Origin of the sequence: Bacillus cereus group sp. RP32 (assembly GCF_040459735.1) — a bacterium.
Lineage (GTDB): Bacteria > Bacillota > Bacilli > Bacillales > Bacillaceae_G > Bacillus_A > Bacillus_A wiedmannii.
The window spans coordinates 1,894,231-1,911,404 of record NZ_JARVHO010000001.1; the positions used below are offsets into that span (position 1 = coordinate 1,894,231).

Sequence of the window (17,174 nt, forward strand, 5' to 3'; positions counted from 1 at the left end):
AAAAATATGGCTGCACCTATAAAAATGATTCAAAAACAAGAATTAACTGAGGAAGAAATAAAACAGCAAAAATTGGATGATTTAAAAGAGCTCCTAGCTAATAATGAAGAAGCTTTAAATCAAATGTTTAATATTGTTGGGGAATTAAATGACATCGGAATGCTAGAAGCTGCAAATTCTATGCTAAAGGCGAAAGAACCAATCGCAAAGATTGTTCTTGGCCAAGTGACTCGTGAGCCTGTTACAAATTTAATTAATAATATGATGGGTGCTGCAGGTGCTTTAACAGAACTTGATCCGGGGCTTACGAAAAAGCTTATAGGTAGCTTATTAGTAGGATTAGAAGAAGGTAATGAACATCTAGAGAGTAACAAAAAAGTAGGGGTATTCGATCTTATGAAAGTATTGAAAGACCCAGACATTAACCGTGCTATCGGGTTTGGACTTCATTTCTTAAAAGGTATGGGGAAAGGGTTAAAAGACGAATAAACTTCATGAAGTGAACCTTTTCGCCCAAATGTTTGTACGAAATAGTTTGGGCGGAAGGATCATTTCGGTAAAATATATAATAAAGTAAAATGGGGCTTTTGGGAGGTATAATTGTATGTCAAAAAAAGTACATGAATTTAATGATATGATACGAAAACTTCGAAAAGAACTTTTCGGAAAAGGGCCAGAAAGAATTCATACTGTATTTGCTGAAAATATGGCGATTGCAACCCTTTATGGAAACTTAACACCTACTGAAAAATTCATTTCAAGTACGATGGACGGTGCGGAAATGGTTCATATGGCTAGAACGAAAATGATTCAAGAAGTGTATGCTGCGAATTCCCGTGAACATTTGGAGGAACTTGTTGGAGCGAAATTAGTGAATTTATTTTCAGATATGAAAGTAGAAGAGGATATTGCAGTTTCGGTATTTGTTTTTGATAAAAATATAACGTGAGAGAAGGGTACTGATCGTGAAACCGATACAGGTAGAAAGAGAAATCTTCCGTTATGAACAAGGGGCGTTTAAACATATAGAGGACAGCATTGTAACAGAGTTTCCAGTCACGATCAAAATGAACGGACAGGAGTTTGTTACAATGGTTAGTACTCCAGAATATATAGAAGACATGGTAATCGGGTTCTTGGCATCTGAAGGAATCATTCGGAAGTATGAAGATATTGATGACATATGGGTACAGGAAAAAGAAGGATTTGTACATGTAACAACGACAAAAGTAAATCCGTATTATGAACAAATGCAAAATAAACGATATATTACTTCCTGTTGTGGTATGAGTAGACAAGGGTTTGTTTTTGCAAATGATGCACTAAGCGCTAAAAAAATGAATGGTATCCATGTAAAGGTTGATGTAGAGGACTGTTTTCGGTTAATGAAAGAAATGCAGCAATCTGCGGAGACATTTCGTCATACAGGCGGCGTTCATAATGCATCTTTGTGCGATGTGAATGGTATTATTTTAAGCCGAATGGATATCGGTAGGCATAATGCGTTAGATAAAATTTACGGTTATTGTTTAAAAAATAATATTTCTATAAAAGATAAAATTATTGTTTTTAGTGGTCGTATTTCTTCGGAAATATTATTGAAAGTTGCAAAGATCGGTTGTGAAATTATATTGTCAAAATCAGCTCCAACCGAGTTGGCTTTGCAGCTAGCAGAAGAATTAGGTATTACTACGATAGGGTTTATTCGGAATCAATCCTTAAATGTATATACGCATCCAGAGCGTGTTATAAATATAAAATAAGTAAAAGCGAGGCAATAAAGATGAAATCTGTCACATTAGACAAACTACAACGCCCTTTAAAGGATTTACGTATTTCTGTTACTGATCGCTGTAATTTTCGCTGTCGCTATTGTATGCCAGAAGAAATATTTGGTCCGGATTATTCGTTTTTGTCTAATGATAAAATTTTATCTTTTGATGAGATTGAAAGGATAACACGTATTTTTGTTTCTTTAGGTGTAAGAAAGTTACGAATTACGGGCGGAGAACCGTTACTTCGAAGAGGTCTTCCGCAGCTTATTGAGCGTCTTAATAAAATAGATGGTGTGGAGGATATCGGTTTAACAACCAATGGATCACTACTGAAAAAGTTTGCTCCTGATTTATATAAGGCGGGTTTATCACGTGTGACAGTTAGTTTAGATTCCTTAGAAGAAGATCGGTTTTTCTATTTGAATGGTAATAGAAGCAAAGTGCAAAGGGTCCTGGAAGGAATACAGGCTGCAGCTGAAGTTGGTATGAAAATTAAAATTAACATGGTCGTTCAAAAAGGGAAAAATGAACAAGATATTTTGCAGATGGCGCAATACTTTAAGGAAAATAAGCATATTCTTCGTTTTATTGAGTATATGGACGTTGGGAATTATAACGGTTGGGAATTAAGAGAGGTCGTCTCGAAACAAGAGATAGTAGATGCCATTCATCAAGTTATGCCATTAGAACGGATAGAAGCAAATTATGCAGGTGAAGTTGCGACTCGCTATCGTTATATTGGAAGTGATGAAGAGATAGGTATTATTTCATCAGTAACAGATTCCTTCTGTTCATCATGTACGAGAGCACGTATTTCTGCAGAAGGAAAATTATATACTTGTTTGTTCGCTTCTAAAGGAAATGACTTGAGAGAACTACTTCGATCTGGATACAGTGACGAGGAAATAACATATATCGTACGTGATATATGGAACAACCGAGAAGATCGTTATTCAGATGAACGCTTAAGTCATACAAGTAAAAAAAGATCGCCTAAAATTGAAATGTCACATATTGGTGGTTGATATATAAGAGTGACGCTTTGAGGAAGTATATACAAAATGGAAAGTATGCAACGTTTGTAGATTTTCTATTTTATAGTAACAGTGATGATTGATATCTCTGTAAAAGATGTGCAGAGAAATTAAGCAGCATTCAAAAACCTTTATTTTGAGGAGGTTTTTTGAAGCTGCTTTTTTATTTGGAGAAAATGGAGGAATTGGTAATGGCATTTCATAAACCGGAACAAATTGCTGAGCTTGTAATTGAGGCCGGTGTTCAAAAAGTAAGTCAGACGTTGCCAGCAATGCTTATTCTCGGTTTTTTAGGAGGAGCGTTTATTTCGCTCGGTTTTTTACTTAACATTCGCGTTTTAGGTAATTTACCTGAGCGCTGGGGTAGTTTAGTCAATATTTTAGGAGGAGCGGTTTTTCCTGTTGGATTAATGCTCGTCGTATTAGCAGGAGGAGAATTAATTACCGGAAATATGATGTCACTTTCTATGGCGCTTTATGCAAAGAAAATTACATTGGTAAGTGTACTAAATAATTGGGTTTGGATTACTTTCATGAATTTCGTGGGAGCTATTTTTGTTGCGTATTGTTTCGGTCATCTTGGCGGATTAACAGAGGGAGATTATTTAAATAAAACGGTAGCGATAGCGGAAGGGAAATTACATGAATCATTTGGGAGAACTTTAATATTAGCAATTGGTTGTAATTGGCTCGTTTGTCTTGCGCTTTGGCTCGCTTATGGAACGAGTGATTTTGTCGGGAAAATAATCGGAATCTGGATTCCAATTATGGCATTTGTAGTGATTGGATTTCAGCAAGTAGTAGCAAATATGTTTGTCATCTCGGCAGTTATTTTTGCAGGTCATCTGACGTGGATGGATCTTGCTAAAAATTTTGTTCCTGTTTTTATCGGAAATGTAATTGGAGGAGCTGGATTTGTTGGATTTGCTTACTTTGCTTGTTATCAAAAACAACATTCTAATATGAAATAGAGTTCTTGAGAGGAAGGGTATGTAATGGCTGAGCGGTATTCACGACAACAGTTGTTCAAACCGATTGGGAGTAGAGGGCAAGAAAAAATTCGAAATAAACATGTGTTAATTGTAGGAGCAGGCGCATTAGGAAGTGCAAGTGCCGAAAGTTTCGTACGTGCAGGTATTGGCAAGTTGACGATTATTGATCGTGACTACGTTGAATGGAGTAATTTACAAAGGCAACAATTGTACTCTGAACAAGATGTGAGAGAGAAAATACCGAAAGCAATCGCTGCTAAAAATCGGCTAGAACAAATTAATTCGGAAGTACAAATACATGCTTTCGTAATGGATGCAGTTGCAGAAAATATGGAAGACCTATTAAAAAATGTAGATGTAATAATTGATGCAACAGATAATTTCGATATTCGATTTGTAATAAATGATTTATCACAAAAACATAATATTCCTTGGGTATATGGTTCTTGCGTTGGATCGTACGGTATGAGTTATACGGTTATTCCGCAAGAGACACCATGTTTACATTGTGTGCTGAAGAACGTTCCTGTTACAGGTGTGACATGTGATACAGCTGGAATTATTAGCCCGACTGTTCAAGTTGTCGCAGCATATCAAGTGGCGGAAGCATTCAAAATTTTAGTAGGAGATTTCTCAGCAATTAGAAAAACATTTTTCATGTTTGATATATGGAGTAATCAAAACCATTTTATAAAACTAGGGAAAATAAAAACAGACGATTGCCCTTCGTGCGGTTCGAATCGAACTTATCCTTATTTATCATACGAAAACCAAACGAAGGTAGCTGCTTTATGCGGAAGAAATACAGTGCAAATTAGGCCAGTAGAAAATAGAAAGTACGATTTTGACGATATAGAAAAAGTATTAAACAAACTAGGGAAAGTAGAGCGGAATCTGTATTTACTATCTTGCCAACTAGATGATTACCGCGTCGTTATTTTTCGGGATGGTCGTGTTTTCATTCATGGTACAAATGATATTTCGAAAGCGAAACAATTATATTATCGCGTATTCGGTTAATAGAAAGGGTTGTCAATAATGGAAAGAAGAGTGCCAATTACGGTTGAAGAAGCTGTTCGTAAAGTAATGGGATTTGCTAATGAGGGATTAAAGGAACTACTACCTATTGAATTAGCTTACGGACGTATATTAGCGGAGGATTTAGTAGCTGACCATGATGTACCTTCATTCAATCGTTCACCGTATGATGGGTTTGCTATTAGAGCAGAAGATACGAATTTAGCGGGTTATGAAACGCCAATTGTATTTAAAGTAGTTGGTGAAATTGGCGCAGGATCGCTATTCGATGAGAAAGTAGGTCCGTTTCAAGCGGTTCGGATTATGACGGGAGCACAAATTCCGAATGGGTGTGATGCGGTTGTTATGTTAGAGCTGACTCGTCAATATGAGGAAGCTGGCAACAATTATATGGAAGTGAAGCGATCATTCAAAATGGGCGACAATATTTCTTTTCAAGGTGAAGATGCTCGTAAAGGAACGGTTCTTGCAAAAAAAGGATCATACATTCATCCAGGGATTTCAGCTCTTCTTGCTACGTTCGGATATAGTGAGGTACCAGTGGCGAGAAAGCCTGTAATTGGATTGTTAGCGACTGGTAGTGAATTACTGGATGTAAATGATTCATTACAGCCAGGGAAAATCCGAAATAGTAATACGTATATGATATTGTCTCAAATTCGAAGAGCAGGCGGAAGAGTAAAATATTTTGGGAAGTTTAGCGATGATTTTCATACATGTTTCACAGCTGTAAAAGAAGCGTTAAGCCAAGTGGATATGCTCATTACAACAGGCGGTGTATCAGTAGGGGATTACGATTATTTACCAGCTATTTACGAAAAGTTAGGTGCATCGGTTCTTTTCAATAAAGTTGCAATGCGGCCAGGAAGTGTTACGACTGTAGCGCAATTAAATGGCAAGTTATTATTTGGTTTATCAGGAAATCCATCTGCTTGTTACGTAGGATTTGAATTATTTGTAAGGCCGTGTATTCGGACGTATATGTTTAGTGAAAAAGCACATGTAAAAAGAGAAAAAGCGTTATTAGGAGAAGATTTTTTAAAACCAAATCCATTTACAAGATTTGTGCGAGCAAAACTGACATATAACGAAGGGCAATTAATTGCTTATCCGTCAGGGTTTGATAAATCTAGCTCGGTTTCTTCTCTAGCAGAGACAAATATATTTATTGTACTTCCAGGTGGTACGAGAGGTTATAAAAAAGATATGTTCGTAGATGTTCTCTTGCTGGAAGATAACGAAGGTAGTGAATGGCCTTGGGCATTTTATAAAGTGAGAGGTGTTTCTAATGGGACAAGCGCTATTTGAGATTGTAGATATACTGATTGTAGTTGAAGAAGTAACGAATAAAGTCGCAAGAAGAGAAGCAGGTGCAATTACAACTTTTATTGGTACGGTGAGAGAGTTAACAAAAGGAAAACGAACATTACATTTAGAGTATGAAGCATATAAACCGATGGCAGTAAAACAACTTACGAAAATTGGTGAAGAAATTAATGGAAAATGGCCGGACGCAAAAGTAGCAATTACGCACCGAGTAGGGCGGTTAGAAATCATGGACATTGCGGTCGTCATTGCAGTTTCATCACCGCATCGTAAAGTTGCTTATGAAGCAAATGAATACGCGATTGAACGTATAAAGAGAATCGTCCCCATTTGGAAAAAAGAATTTTGGGAAGATGGAACGATGTGGATTGGAGATCAACTTGAAAATACGGCATATCCAGAAGGAAAACCGAAGAAGGAAGAATGAGAAGATGATTACAATTTTATTGTTCGCAAATTTGCGTGAGGAAGTCGGATTGGATCGATTCGTAATTTTAGAAAAACAAGAAATGACAGTGCAGCAATTAAAAGAATGGCTCAAAGCAAGCTATTGTTTACAATCGCTTGATAGAGTGATGGTGGCTGTTAATGAAGAATTTGTAACGAATGAAGAGATGATAAAAGCTGGAGATGTAGTAGCATTCATTCCGCCTGTTAGCGGGGGATAATAAGATTTTTCGCCAAGAAGATGTTGTATATAAATTCGAATACGAGAAGGGATGAGTTTTATGATTACTCAAGAACAAATAATGAGCGCGTTAAAACATGTAGAGGATCCGGAGTTACACAAAAGTATTGTAGAATTAAATATGGTTAGAAATATACAAATGAATGGAACAGAGGTTAAACTTGAAGTAGTGTTAACGATTCAAGGTTGTCCATTAAAGGCAAAAATTCAACAAGACGTGGAAGAGTCTCTTCAGGCAATTGGTGCATCTAAAGTAGATTTGACATTTGGTTCTATGACACAAGAAGAACGAGCTGCGCTAACAGAGAAGTTAAAGAAAAATAGTAGAACAGAAACTGGTATGCCGAGCATGCTTCGCCTTGATTCAGGAGTACGATTTATTACTGTAACGAGCGGAAAAGGTGGAGTTGGAAAATCGACAGTGACAATTAATCTTGCGACTGCTTTAGCTCGTATGGGCAAAAAAGTGGGGATATTAGATGCAGATATATATGGTTTTAGCATTCCAGCTATGATGGAAACGAATCAAAAACCGACGATGATTGATCAAACAGCAATTCCAGTCGTTAGTCACGGTGTGAAAATCATGTCGATGGGATTTTTTACGGAAGGAAATAACCCAGTTATGTGGCGCGGGCCGATGTTAAATAAATGGATTCAAAATTTCCTTGCGAATACGCACTGGGGAGAATTAGATTATTTACTTCTTGATTTACCACCTGGTACAGGAGATGTTGCTATTGATGTTGCAGCAATGATTCCGCAGGCGCAAGAAATTATCGTTACAACACCACATAATGTAGCTTCATTCGTAGCATCTAGAGTAGGGGTAATGGCAAAACATACGAAACACGAGATTTTAGGTATTGTGGAGAATATGGCTTATTATGAAGAACAAGATGGATCAAAAAACTATCTCTTCGGAAAAGGTGGCGGCGAAATGCTTGCAGACCAATTGCAAACAGAAGTGATTGCGCAAATACCTTTTGCAAAACGAGAAGAAAATAACGGTTCATCTGTATATGATGAAGACTCTCTTGTAGGAGAAGTGTTTGCAGCATTAGCGGAGGATATTATTTATAAAGAATAGAGGAGGAATTTTTTATGGCTTGTAATATCGATCATTCTATGAAAGATGTAATGAATAAGCTGGAAAGTCAGAAGAGTTTTTTACCGGAAGGGATTTTTACAGGATTGAAGGGGTTTTTGCAACGTAATCATCCACAAGAAATATTAAACGATATCTTTCATCTTTTAAAAAAGTATGACTTAGTTAGTGAAGAAGAAAGAGAGACGAGAAATACTCAATTATTGTTGATTATAAAATAAATACGCTTTGGCTTTTGTTTTTTTGCAGAAGGGGTGAATGTAATGAATATGAAAAAGATGATTGAAACGATAGAAGCAACTAAAGTGACTAACGAAGAATTATCGATTTCTACTTTACATCAAAAGCTTGTGAAGTTGTATAGTCAAAAAGATAGTGCGGAGTATACGGAGATATTAAAATATATTTTATCATTATCCGTGCAGCTGAACCTACATTTCGTATTGAAATATTTTGGTGTGCGCCCGGTTGTTGCTGCAGATGAACGTATGCAATTTCAAGAGATATTTAAATGTTTAGCTAACAAAGATGATAATGGCGAATGGTTTCTAAATTTCGTTTCTTTATATGTAGGGCTAATCGTAGTTCTTCATTTTGATGAAAAAGAGATTGAGAGAAGTTTTTTCGATGATATGGTAGTGGGTGAAGGGAATGAAATATAAGATTCTGCTCATATCATCTTTCTATTTCATTGCTTTAACTGCGATTTTAGTTGGTTATGTAAATATGAAGGTAACTAGTTAATGAAAAGCGTTCTTCAGTTGTTTCCGTCGTTTTTTCATGTTACCATTAAGCGAATTTTTCATAGGGAGAGAAAGCGATGAAATGGATTTATTTTATTATTATTAACGTTATAGCTTTTAGCCTTATGGGTCTTGATAAACGAAAAGCGAAGAAGAAACAGTGGAGAACGCCAGAAAGTACGTTGTTTTTATCAGCGGCAGCTGGAGGCGCAGTTGGTGCTTGGATCGGTATGTATATGTTTCACCATAAAACACATAAAAAGAAATTTGTTTTCGGTATACCGTTACTTATCGTTATAACAGTATGTTTACTTTTTGCTGTATGAGAAATGTCGAAAGAATTGCAGATTGATTATTGGTAAAGTGAGCATGCGGGACCGTATAATGGAGAAAAATGAGAAGAGGAGAAAAAGGAAGATGGGGAGTCAATCAGCACAGCAAAAAAAAGGAATTATATATGCGGCTGGTGCTTATACGATGTGGGGAATCCTACCAATCTATTGGAAATGGGTTGAGGAAGTTCCAGCAGATGAAATATTAGCACACCGCATCGTTTGGGCGTTCGTTTTTATGTTACTTGTATTAGGTGTTACGAAGAGATTTCGTCAGTTTATTGGGGAGTTCGTGAATCTTTTTAAACGACCTAAATTATTAATGTCATTAACAATAGCTTCAGTCTTGATTAGCGGAAACTGGTTTGTCTACATATGGGCCGTTAATCATAATCATGTCATTGAAGCAAGTCTTGGATATTATATTAATCCGCTTATTAGTATTTTACTTGGTACAGTCGTTTTAAAGGAAAAGTTAAACTTTTGGCAATATGTTGCAGTTGGTTTAGCTGGAATAGGGGTTATCATTTTAACAGTCCGTTTCGGATCTATTCCGTGGGTTTCTTTATCACTTGCCTTTTCATTTGGATTATACGGATTAACAAAAAAATTGTTAAACTATGATGCGACAATTGGTCTTACGATGGAAACGATGTTAGTGACGCCGTTTGCGATTATCTATCTCGTTATGACAGGAGCGCATGGATTCGGTTCATTTGGATCTATTTCCATGTCATCGACGTTACTATTAATAGGAGCGGGCATTGTTACAGCTTTACCACTTTTTTATTTTGCAAAAGGAGCACAACTTATTCCGCTTTATATGGTAGGATTTTTACAATATATTGCACCAACGATTAGTTTAATTTTAGGTGTATTCGTATTTGGTGAACATTTCACATCTACTCATATGATGGCATTTTTCTGTATATGGGTTGCATTATTTGTGTTTTCAATAGCGAAAACAAAGTTTTTAGTGCAGAAACAACCGAAATTTATAAAAAATAAATCAGCAAAAGTATCATAATGCGTAGTATTTTCTACGCATTTTTCTTTATACTGATACTATATAGATTTCCATTATAGTCAGTAGGGAGCTGAGAACGTGGAAACAATTTTACATAATGATCCGCTTATGGCCGCTGTAATTTCATGGTTTCTAGCACAATTAACGAAAGTAGTCTTTAAATTATTCAAAACGGGTGAATTTGATTTTGCAAAGTTTTTCGCTTCAGGTGGGATGCCGAGTTCTCATGCTTCAACTGTTACAGCACTTGCGACAGGTGTTGGCGTTGTAGAAGGTGTGGAAAGTACCTTATTTGCTATTGCTGCTATCTTTGCAATAATTGTTATGTATGATGCTTCAGGAGTAAGACTTGCAGTTAGTAAACAAGCGAAAATATTGAATGAGTTCTTTCACGGTAGACAAACAGAATATAAGAAGTTAAATGAACTTGTCGGGCATACACCGTATGAAGTAGTAGTCGGTGCTTTAGTAGGGATTATTGTCGGAGTGGGATATTGCTTATGAGCAGAACATTTTATATGTTCTGTTTTTCTTTGTTTTCATACATATTTAGCTACCTTTTTGAATATCGTTATACGGATTTCGAAAGGGTGGGTGAGTAACTTGTTATTATATGAAAAAGTGCATGAAGAAATAGCGAGAAGAACAACTGCACTTCAAACGATGCAACGGCAAGATGGTACGTGGCAGTTTTGCTTTGAAGGAGCACCATTAACAGATTGCCATATGATTTTTTTATTAAAATTATTAGGTAGAGATAAAGAGATAGAACCGTTTGTAAAAAGATTAGCATCACTTCAAACAAATGAAGGAACATGGAAATTGTATGAAGATGAAGTGGGTGGTAATTTATCTGCTACAATTCAATCTTATGCTGCCTTACTAGCTTCAAAAAAATATACAAAAGAAGATGCGAATATGAGGCGAGCCGAAATGTTTATTAAGGAACGTGGAGGCGTGGCGCGTGCTCATTTTATGACGAAGTTTTTATTAGCAATTCATGGAGAATATGAATACCCTTCGCTCTTTCATTTGCCAACACCGATTATGTTTCTGCAAAATGATTCACCCCTCAGTATATTTGAATTGAGTAGCTCAGCACGTATCCATTTAATTCCGATGATGGTTTGTTTAAATAAAAGATTTCGAGTAGGAAAAAAGTTACTGCCAAATTTAAATCATATCGCAGGCGGGGGCGGGAAATGGTTTCGGGAGGAGCGGTCTCCGTTGTTTCAAACGTTATTAAGTGATGTAAAACAAATCATATCGTATCCACTTTCTTTACACCATAAAGGATATGAGGAAGTCGAACGTTTTATGAAAGAGCGTATCGATGAAAATGGAACGTTATATAGTTACGCAACTGCCTCATTTTATATGATTTATGCTTTACTCGCGTTAGGACATTCTCTTCAATCATCAATGATTCAAAAAGCTATAGCAGGGATAACATCTTATATATGGAAGATGGAAAGAGGGAATCATTTGCAAAATTCTCCTTCAACTGTATGGGATACGGCTTTACTCAGCTATACGTTACAAGAGGCCCACGCTTCGAAAGATAATAAGATGATTCAACATGCAGCAGCGTATGTATTAAAAAAACAGCATACCAAAAAAGCTGATTGGAGCGTACATGCTCCGGCGCTGACTCCAGGCGGTTGGGGTTTTTCGGATGTGAATACGACAATTCCAGATGTCGATGATACAACAGCTGTGCTAAGAGCGTTGGCAAGAAGTAGAGGGAACGAAAATGTAGATAATGCTTGGAAGAAAGGGGTCAATTGGGTTAAAGGATTACAAAATAATGATGGTGGCTGGGGAGCGTTTGAAAAAGGTGTGACGAGCAATTTATTAGCAAATTTACCAATCGAAAATGCAAGCGATATGATTACAGATCCTTCCACACCAGATATTACAGGAAGAGTGTTAGAGCTTTTCGGGACATACGCGCAAAATGAATTGCCTGAGAAACAAAAACAAAGTGCGATAAATTGGTTAATGAATGTGCAAGAGGAAAATGGATCATGGTATGGGAAATGGGGGATTTGTTATATATATGGTACGTGGGCTGTTATGACTGGTTTACGGTCACTCGGAATTCCATCTAGCAATCCATCAATGAAAAGAGCAGCTTTATGGCTGGAACATATACAGCATGAAGATGGTGGGTGGGGGGAATCGTGCCACAGTAGCGTGGAAAAAAGGTTCGTTACTTTACCATTTAGTACACCATCCCAAACAGCATGGGCGTTAGATGCTCTCATTTCTTACCATGATGAAGAAACACCAGCTATTCGAAAAGGTATTTCATATTTGCTTGCGAATCCTGATGATAATGAACACTATCCTACCGGAACAGGTTTACCAGGTGGGTTTTATATTCGTTATCATAGCTATGCATATATATATCCGCTACTTACTTTGGCACATTATATAAAAAAATATAGAAAATAAACCGAGAGGATATCTCTCGGTTTATTTTATTGGGTAGTAGGTCCCTGTTGAAAAGAATAAGGTTGTGCGTTCCTTATTTTTCTATTGACTGGCGTTTTTGACGTGCATCAGCGGCATTTGCACGTGTGTTTGCTTCTAAGTCATCGTGGTCAGCGAGTTCACGAGAGAACTCAACATCAATGCCATCAGCAGCTTTGTTTTGCTTGAAATTTTTTTTGTTCATTCGACACAATCTCCTTGTGTTTTATGCGACGTTGCAAAGTTAGTTTGACACAAATAGACTTTTTTATACAAAGAGGAATTGGGAAGCAAAGAGCCGAAATATACAGTATAAGTAATAGAAATGGGGGATAGGGATGGAGTTTTTAAATGGGAAAACGGCTGTAGTAACAGGAGCTGCACAGGGAATTGGAAAAGAGATTGCAAGGGTTTATGCAAAACTAGGGGCTAAAGTATTAATTAGCGATGTAAATGAAGAGAAGCTACAAAAAACGACACGTGAGTTATCAGATGAAGGATATGAAGTGAAGCAGTATCGTTGTGATGTGAGTAATCAAAATGATGCGAAGTCCTTAATTGAATACGCTGTCCAAACATTTGGTACACTGCACATTTTAGTAAATAATGCAGGAATTACGCGAGATGCTATGTTACATAAAATGGAGAAACCGGAATGGGAACAAGTACTGCAAGTAAATTTAACAGGTGTTTTTTATTGTATGCAGCCAGCACTTCTTTACATGAGACAACAAGGGTATGGACGCATTATTAATATATCTTCAATTAGTAAAGAAGGAAACATAGGTCAAGCGAATTATGCGGCTACGAAGGCAGGCGTTGTAGGTTTAACGAAAACGGCAGCGAAAGAAGTTGGAAGTTTCGGCATTACGTGTAACGCGATTTGCCCAGGATTTATGGATACAGATATGACAAAAACGATACCAGATAAAGTGAAAGAAAAGATGGTTGGCGCGATTCCGGTTGGTAGAATTGGAACGCCAGAAGATATTGCGAACGCAGCGGCCTTTTTAGCATCAGAGTACGCATCCTATATTACAGGAGAAGTATTAAATGTGAGCGGGGGATTGCAAGTTTAAATGAATACATAATGAAAAGAACCTGACCGGATAGGCCAGGTTTTTTTTTCGTTAATTTAAGTTGAGCCAAACACTCTTCACTTCTGTATAGTTATTTAATGCGTAAGATCCCATTTCACGACCAAGACCAGATTGTTTAAATCCTCCGAATGGAGATGCTGCATCAAAGACGTTATAACAGTTTACCCATACTGTACCAGCACGTACTTTACTTGCAACATAATGTGCTGTTTTAACATTTTCTGTCCACACACCAGCCGCTAAGCCGAATTGTGATTTATTTGCACGTTCAATTACTTCATCAATATCGTTAAAAGGTATTGCAGAAATAACTGGACCGAAAATTTCTTCTTTTGCGATGGTCATTTCGTCATTTACGTCAGCGAATACTGTAGGAGAAACGAAGTAGCCTTGATCGAATGGATTGCCTCCTCCGCAAAGTACTTCAGCGCCTTCTTCAATCCCTTTTTCAATGTAGCCCATTACACGTTTTTGTTGTTCTTCGGAAACGAGAGGACCGATTGTTGTTTCAGGGTTAAGACCGACACCTTGATTTAGTTTTTTAGAATAGAGGACGAGATCAGCCATGACATTATCATACATTTTCTTCGGAACAAATAAGCGTGATCCAGCAGAGCATACTTGTCCTTGGTTAAACATAACACCAGAAAGTGCACCAGGAATCGCGCGAGATAAATCAGCATCTGGCAAGATGATATTTGGTGATTTACCGCCTAACTCAAGTGTAACGCGTTTTAATGATTCAGATGCTTGTCGCATAATTTGTTTACCGACTGGAGTAGAACCAGTAAATGCAATTTTATCAACGAGTGGATGATTAACGAGAGCTTGTCCAGCTGATTCACCGAATCCAGGAACGATATTAATAACACCTTTCGGGAATCCAGCTTCTTCAATTAATTCAGCTAAGTATAGAGCGGATAGTGGAGTTTGCTCTGCAGGTTTTAAAACGATTGTACATCCTGTAGCAAGCGCTGCTCCCATTTTCCACATTGCCATAAGAAGTGGGAAGTTCCAAGGAATAATTTGACCGACGACACCAACAGCCTCATGGCGTGTATAGTTAAAGAAATTACCAGAAACAGGAATTGTTTGACCGACGATTTTCGTAGCCCAGCCAGCATAATAGCGCATATGTTCAATTGCAAGTGGTATGTCTGCTGCCATTGTTTCACGGATTGGCTTTCCGTTATCTAATGTTTCGAGCTGTGCAAGCTCTTCTTTATGTTCTTCCATTAAATCAGCTAACTTGTACATAAGACGGCTTCGCTCAGCAGTGCTCATGCGAGACCAAGGACCTTCGTCGAAAGCCATGCGAGCTGCAACGACAGCTTTATGAATATCTTCTCGACCAGCCTCAGAAACGACGGCAAGTGTTTCGCCGGTTGCTGGGTTAGGTGTTTTAAATGTTTTTCCGGAAGCGCTTTCAACGAAAGATCCATTCACATATAACTTTTTTGTACCTTGAAGAAACTTTTCTACCTTTTCATGAAGATTTACAGCTAGTTGACTCATTGTATAACCCCCTTGAAAATATAATGTAAACGCAGTACGAGACGGCGTTTATTCCGAAATCAAGGATGTGGGAACTAGATGGAAAGCCTCTAATTTTAATCATAATTAACAAATACTGAAAATTCAAATTTCATTTGTGTTACAATTGTAAAAAATATGTAATGTAAGAGGAACTTCTATATGATTATAAAAAATCCTGCTTGTTTTTGCTTTCTAGTAGGAAAAACTAGAAGAACAATGGTACAATAATACATCGTGAGAGGAGGGAGAAAATGAAGAATTATCATGATGATCCACGCTTTCGAATTGCCCATAGAGAAGCGTTAATTGGTCTTGGACTTGCTATTATCAATTTTATAATATGGTACGGATTTGCTTATGGGCTTGGTAGTAAAAATCCAAGTGAATATACATATGTATTCGGTTTTCCAGCATGGTTTTTTTATAGCTGTATCGTTGGATTTATCGTTATGGTTATTTTACTTAGTTTAGTTGTTCGTTTTGTATTTCAAGATATTTCACTCGATGAGGAAGAAAAAAGTGAGGAATAATAGATGAATTGGTATGTAATCATTCCAATGATAATTTCGTTTATCGTTGTATTTTTAATTGGTGTATATGCTTCAAGACGCGTACAAGCGACTGCTAATAATAAATTTTTACAAGAATATTTTCTTGGTGGGCGTGAACTTGGCGGTTTATTATTAGCGATGACAATGATTGCTACGTACGGTAGTGCTAGTAGCTTTATTGGTGGTCCAGGTATTGCGTACAATATGGGCCTCGGATGGGTATTATTATCTGCGATTCAAGTTGTAACAGGGTATATCGTTTTAACGGTTATCGGTAAAAAGTTTGCAATTATCGCTAGGAAGATGGAAGCCATTACTCTTATCGATTATTTAAAGGGAAGATACAATAATAAAGCAGTTGTTATACTTTCTGCGTTATGTATTATTATCTTCTTATTTTCAGCAACAGTAGCTCAATGGGTCGGCGGTGGCCGATTAATTGAATCACTAACGGGTCTATCTTATACAACAGCACTATTTTTATTTACTTTTTCTGTACTTGTGTACGTATTAATTGGTGGATTTCGTGCAGTTGCTTTATCAGATACGTTATTAGGAATCATTATGTTAGTTGGAACGACAATTATTTTAATTGCTACTGTCATTGCTGGTGGTGGAATTGAAAAGATTATGCAGGAGCTTATTCAAATCAATCCAAATTTAATTACACCATTCGGAGCGGATGGTAGTTTAACGAAATCATATGTGACATCATTTTGGATTTTAATTGGAATTGGTGTTGTTGGGTTACCGCAAATTAGCGTGCGTGCCATGTCTTATAAAAATTCAAAAGCTATGCACCAAGCGTTAATAATTGGAACGGTTGTTGTAGGTACAATTATGATTGGTATGCATTTAACAGGTGTATTTGCGCGAGTCGTACTTCCGGGGATAACGGTACCGGATAAAGTCATGCCGCTACTCGCGATGGAAGTGTTGCCACCTTGGCTAGCTGGAGTTTTCTTAGCTGCGCCAATGGCAGCAATTATGTCTACAGTAAACTCGTTATTGTTACTTGTAAGTTCATCAATTATTAAAGACATATACGTAAATTACATAAATAAAGATGCAGCAGACAGTACGATTAGAAAAGGAAGTTTGTGGATTACTGGTATCGTAGGGCTGCTCGTTTATGCAGCAGCAATTAAACCACCAGATTTTTTAATATGGTTAAATTTATTTTCTTTCGGTGGTTTAGAAGCAGCATTCATTTGGCCAATAGTATTAGGGTTATATTGGAGAAAAGGAAATGCAACAGGAGCGCTTGCCTCTATTTTAGTTGGGGTAGGCTCATATATGTGTATTCATCTTTTCTATCCAAATCCGTTCGGTATACATACAGTTGTCTTCCCAATTTGTTTTGCGTTTATAGCTTATATCATTGGAAGTATGAGTGCTGCGAAGAAAAACAGTATAGGTTAGTGAAAAAACGTAGTCCTTATAGGACTG

21 protein-coding genes are annotated in these 17,174 nt (G+C 37.1%); 19 read left to right on the forward strand and 2 right to left on the reverse strand.

The features are described 5' to 3' along the window. Positions 1-6: 6 nt before the first annotated feature. The 16 genes from QCI46_RS09800 to QCI46_RS09875 all read left to right on the forward strand — a co-directional run bounded on the left by QCI46_RS09800 (position 7) and on the right by QCI46_RS09875 (position 12,520). Positions 7-489 carry a helical membrane plugin domain-containing protein gene (locus tag QCI46_RS09800; protein ID WP_000729895.1) on the forward strand — a complete coding sequence of 161 codons (483 nt, stop codon included), beginning with the start codon at positions 7-9 and terminating at the stop codon, positions 487-489. Positions 490-604: 115 nt separating this feature from the next. Beyond that, on the forward strand, positions 605-949 hold the full coding sequence (locus tag QCI46_RS09805; RefSeq protein ID WP_000039582.1) for a Na-translocating system protein MpsC family protein: 345 nt from the start codon (positions 605-607) through the stop codon (positions 947-949). 16 nt (positions 950-965) lie between these two features. Continuing rightward, entirely contained in the window at positions 966-1,763 is a 798-nt protein-coding gene (gene fdhD, locus QCI46_RS09810) for a formate dehydrogenase accessory sulfurtransferase FdhD (protein ID WP_000802678.1), read from the forward strand. A gap of 20 nt (positions 1,764-1,783) precedes the next feature. Beyond that, on the forward strand, positions 1,784-2,800 hold the full coding sequence (moaA, locus tag QCI46_RS09815; RefSeq protein ID WP_000844132.1) for a GTP 3',8-cyclase MoaA: 1,017 nt from the start codon (positions 1,784-1,786) through the stop codon (positions 2,798-2,800). Positions 2,801-3,000: 200 nt separating this feature from the next. Next, positions 3,001-3,780 carry a formate channel gene (locus tag QCI46_RS09820; protein ID WP_000864002.1) on the forward strand — a complete coding sequence of 260 codons (780 nt, stop codon included), beginning with the start codon at positions 3,001-3,003 and terminating at the stop codon, positions 3,778-3,780. A 24-nt stretch (positions 3,781-3,804) separates the two neighbouring features. Beyond that, positions 3,805-4,821 (forward strand): molybdopterin-synthase adenylyltransferase MoeB, encoded by a 1,017-nt coding sequence (locus tag QCI46_RS09825; RefSeq protein ID WP_353840075.1) that lies wholly within the window; start codon positions 3,805-3,807, stop codon positions 4,819-4,821. A gap of 18 nt (positions 4,822-4,839) precedes the next feature. Then, positions 4,840-6,147, forward strand: a complete 1,308-nt coding sequence (gene moeA / locus QCI46_RS09830) for a molybdopterin molybdotransferase MoeA (protein ID WP_353840076.1) — start codon at positions 4,840-4,842, stop codon at positions 6,145-6,147. Beyond that, the gene (moaE, locus tag QCI46_RS09835) at positions 6,128-6,592 is read left to right on the forward strand and encodes a molybdopterin synthase catalytic subunit MoaE (protein ID WP_353840077.1); all 465 of its coding nucleotides are present in this window, start codon (positions 6,128-6,130) and stop codon (positions 6,590-6,592) included. Before moeA ends, moaE begins: the two co-directional genes overlap by 20 nt. A 4-nt stretch (positions 6,593-6,596) precedes the next feature. Next, entirely contained in the window at positions 6,597-6,833 is a 237-nt protein-coding gene (gene moaD / locus QCI46_RS09840; protein ID WP_353840078.1) for a molybdopterin converting factor subunit 1, read from the forward strand. 60 nt (positions 6,834-6,893) lie between these two features. Continuing rightward, positions 6,894-7,943: a P-loop NTPase gene (locus tag QCI46_RS09845; RefSeq protein WP_166703942.1), complete on the forward strand. Its 1,050-nt coding sequence runs from the start codon at positions 6,894-6,896 to the stop codon at positions 7,941-7,943. A gap of 14 nt (positions 7,944-7,957) precedes the next feature. Continuing rightward, the gene (locus QCI46_RS09850; RefSeq protein WP_166703941.1) at positions 7,958-8,182 is read left to right on the forward strand and encodes a group-specific protein; all 225 of its coding nucleotides are present in this window, start codon (positions 7,958-7,960) and stop codon (positions 8,180-8,182) included. A 42-nt stretch (positions 8,183-8,224) separates the two neighbouring features. After that, entirely contained in the window at positions 8,225-8,623 is a 399-nt protein-coding gene (locus QCI46_RS09855; protein WP_353840079.1) for a nucleoside triphosphate pyrophosphohydrolase family protein, read from the forward strand. 158 nt (positions 8,624-8,781) lie between these two features. Beyond that, positions 8,782-9,030 carry a DUF1294 domain-containing protein gene (locus tag QCI46_RS09860; RefSeq protein ID WP_098078856.1) on the forward strand — a complete coding sequence of 83 codons (249 nt, stop codon included), beginning with the start codon at positions 8,782-8,784 and terminating at the stop codon, positions 9,028-9,030. A 91-nt stretch (positions 9,031-9,121) separates the two neighbouring features. Beyond that, positions 9,122-10,063, forward strand: a complete 942-nt coding sequence (gene rarD, locus QCI46_RS09865; protein WP_000535553.1) for an EamA family transporter RarD — start codon at positions 9,122-9,124, stop codon at positions 10,061-10,063. Between the two features lie 78 nt (positions 10,064-10,141). Continuing rightward, positions 10,142-10,567 carry a divergent PAP2 family protein gene (locus QCI46_RS09870; protein ID WP_000447816.1) on the forward strand — a complete coding sequence of 142 codons (426 nt, stop codon included), beginning with the start codon at positions 10,142-10,144 and terminating at the stop codon, positions 10,565-10,567. Positions 10,568-10,666: 99 nt separating this feature from the next. After that, positions 10,667-12,520 carry a terpene cyclase/mutase family protein gene (locus tag QCI46_RS09875; protein ID WP_075311542.1) on the forward strand — a complete coding sequence of 618 codons (1,854 nt, stop codon included), beginning with the start codon at positions 10,667-10,669 and terminating at the stop codon, positions 12,518-12,520. A gap of 73 nt (positions 12,521-12,593) precedes the next feature. Here the strand turns inward: QCI46_RS09875 and QCI46_RS09880 are convergent, their stop codons facing one another. After that, positions 12,594-12,743: a YfhD family protein gene (locus tag QCI46_RS09880; protein WP_137035771.1), complete on the reverse strand. Its 150-nt coding sequence runs from the start codon at positions 12,741-12,743 to the stop codon at positions 12,594-12,596. A 133-nt stretch (positions 12,744-12,876) separates the two neighbouring features. Here QCI46_RS09880 and fabG point away from each other — a divergent pair, with 133 nt between their 5' ends. Beyond that, positions 12,877-13,617, forward strand: coding sequence for a 3-oxoacyl-ACP reductase FabG (fabG, locus tag QCI46_RS09885; RefSeq protein WP_353840080.1), 741 nt, complete (start codon positions 12,877-12,879; stop codon positions 13,615-13,617). 51 nt (positions 13,618-13,668) lie between these two features. Here fabG and dhaS read toward each other — a convergent pair whose 3' ends face one another. Continuing rightward, positions 13,669-15,153 (reverse strand): aldehyde dehydrogenase DhaS, encoded by a 1,485-nt coding sequence (gene dhaS, locus QCI46_RS09890; RefSeq protein ID WP_353840081.1) that lies wholly within the window; start codon positions 15,151-15,153, stop codon positions 13,669-13,671. 272 nt (positions 15,154-15,425) lie between these two features. Between dhaS and QCI46_RS09895 the strand changes: the two genes are divergently transcribed. Then, positions 15,426-15,704 carry a YhdT family protein gene (locus tag QCI46_RS09895; RefSeq protein ID WP_000800722.1) on the forward strand — a complete coding sequence of 93 codons (279 nt, stop codon included), beginning with the start codon at positions 15,426-15,428 and terminating at the stop codon, positions 15,702-15,704. Positions 15,705-15,707: 3 nt separating this feature from the next. Continuing rightward, on the forward strand, positions 15,708-17,147 hold the full coding sequence (gene panF / locus QCI46_RS09900; RefSeq protein ID WP_075311538.1) for a sodium/pantothenate symporter: 1,440 nt from the start codon (positions 15,708-15,710) through the stop codon (positions 17,145-17,147). Positions 17,148-17,174 lie beyond the last annotated feature (27 nt).

Bases quoted from the DNA above. Each gene is read 5' to 3' on its own strand.
- moaE (WP_353840077.1), top strand. From the start codon at position 6,128: ATGGGACAAGCGCTATTTGAGATTGTAGATATACTGATTGTAGTTGAA.
- fabG (WP_353840080.1), top strand. From the start codon at position 12,877: ATGGAGTTTTTAAATGGGAAAACGGCTGTAGTAACAGGAGCTGCACAG.
- moaA (WP_000844132.1), top strand. From the start codon at position 1,784: ATGAAATCTGTCACATTAGACAAACTACAACGCCCTTTAAAGGATTTA.
- dhaS (WP_353840081.1), bottom strand. From the start codon at position 15,153: ATGAGTCAACTAGCTGTAAATCTTCATGAAAAGGTAGAAAAGTTTCTT.
- QCI46_RS09860 (WP_098078856.1), top strand. From the start codon at position 8,782: ATGAAATGGATTTATTTTATTATTATTAACGTTATAGCTTTTAGCCTT.
- QCI46_RS09800 (WP_000729895.1), top strand. From the start codon at position 7: ATGGCTGCACCTATAAAAATGATTCAAAAACAAGAATTAACTGAGGAA.
- QCI46_RS09880 (WP_137035771.1), bottom strand. From the start codon at position 12,743: ATGAACAAAAAAAATTTCAAGCAAAACAAAGCTGCTGATGGCATTGAT.
- QCI46_RS09895 (WP_000800722.1), top strand. From the start codon at position 15,426: ATGAAGAATTATCATGATGATCCACGCTTTCGAATTGCCCATAGAGAA.
- moaD (WP_353840078.1), top strand. From the start codon at position 6,597: ATGATTACAATTTTATTGTTCGCAAATTTGCGTGAGGAAGTCGGATTG.
- QCI46_RS09845 (WP_166703942.1), top strand. From the start codon at position 6,894: ATGATTACTCAAGAACAAATAATGAGCGCGTTAAAACATGTAGAGGAT.
- QCI46_RS09825 (WP_353840075.1), top strand. From the start codon at position 3,805: ATGGCTGAGCGGTATTCACGACAACAGTTGTTCAAACCGATTGGGAGT.
- QCI46_RS09855 (WP_353840079.1), top strand. From the start codon at position 8,225: ATGAATATGAAAAAGATGATTGAAACGATAGAAGCAACTAAAGTGACT.
- rarD (WP_000535553.1), top strand. From the start codon at position 9,122: ATGGGGAGTCAATCAGCACAGCAAAAAAAAGGAATTATATATGCGGCT.
- moeA (WP_353840076.1), top strand. From the start codon at position 4,840: ATGGAAAGAAGAGTGCCAATTACGGTTGAAGAAGCTGTTCGTAAAGTA.
- QCI46_RS09805 (WP_000039582.1), top strand. From the start codon at position 605: ATGTCAAAAAAAGTACATGAATTTAATGATATGATACGAAAACTTCGA.
- panF (WP_075311538.1), top strand. From the start codon at position 15,708: ATGAATTGGTATGTAATCATTCCAATGATAATTTCGTTTATCGTTGTA.
- QCI46_RS09850 (WP_166703941.1), top strand. From the start codon at position 7,958: ATGGCTTGTAATATCGATCATTCTATGAAAGATGTAATGAATAAGCTG.
- QCI46_RS09820 (WP_000864002.1), top strand. From the start codon at position 3,001: ATGGCATTTCATAAACCGGAACAAATTGCTGAGCTTGTAATTGAGGCC.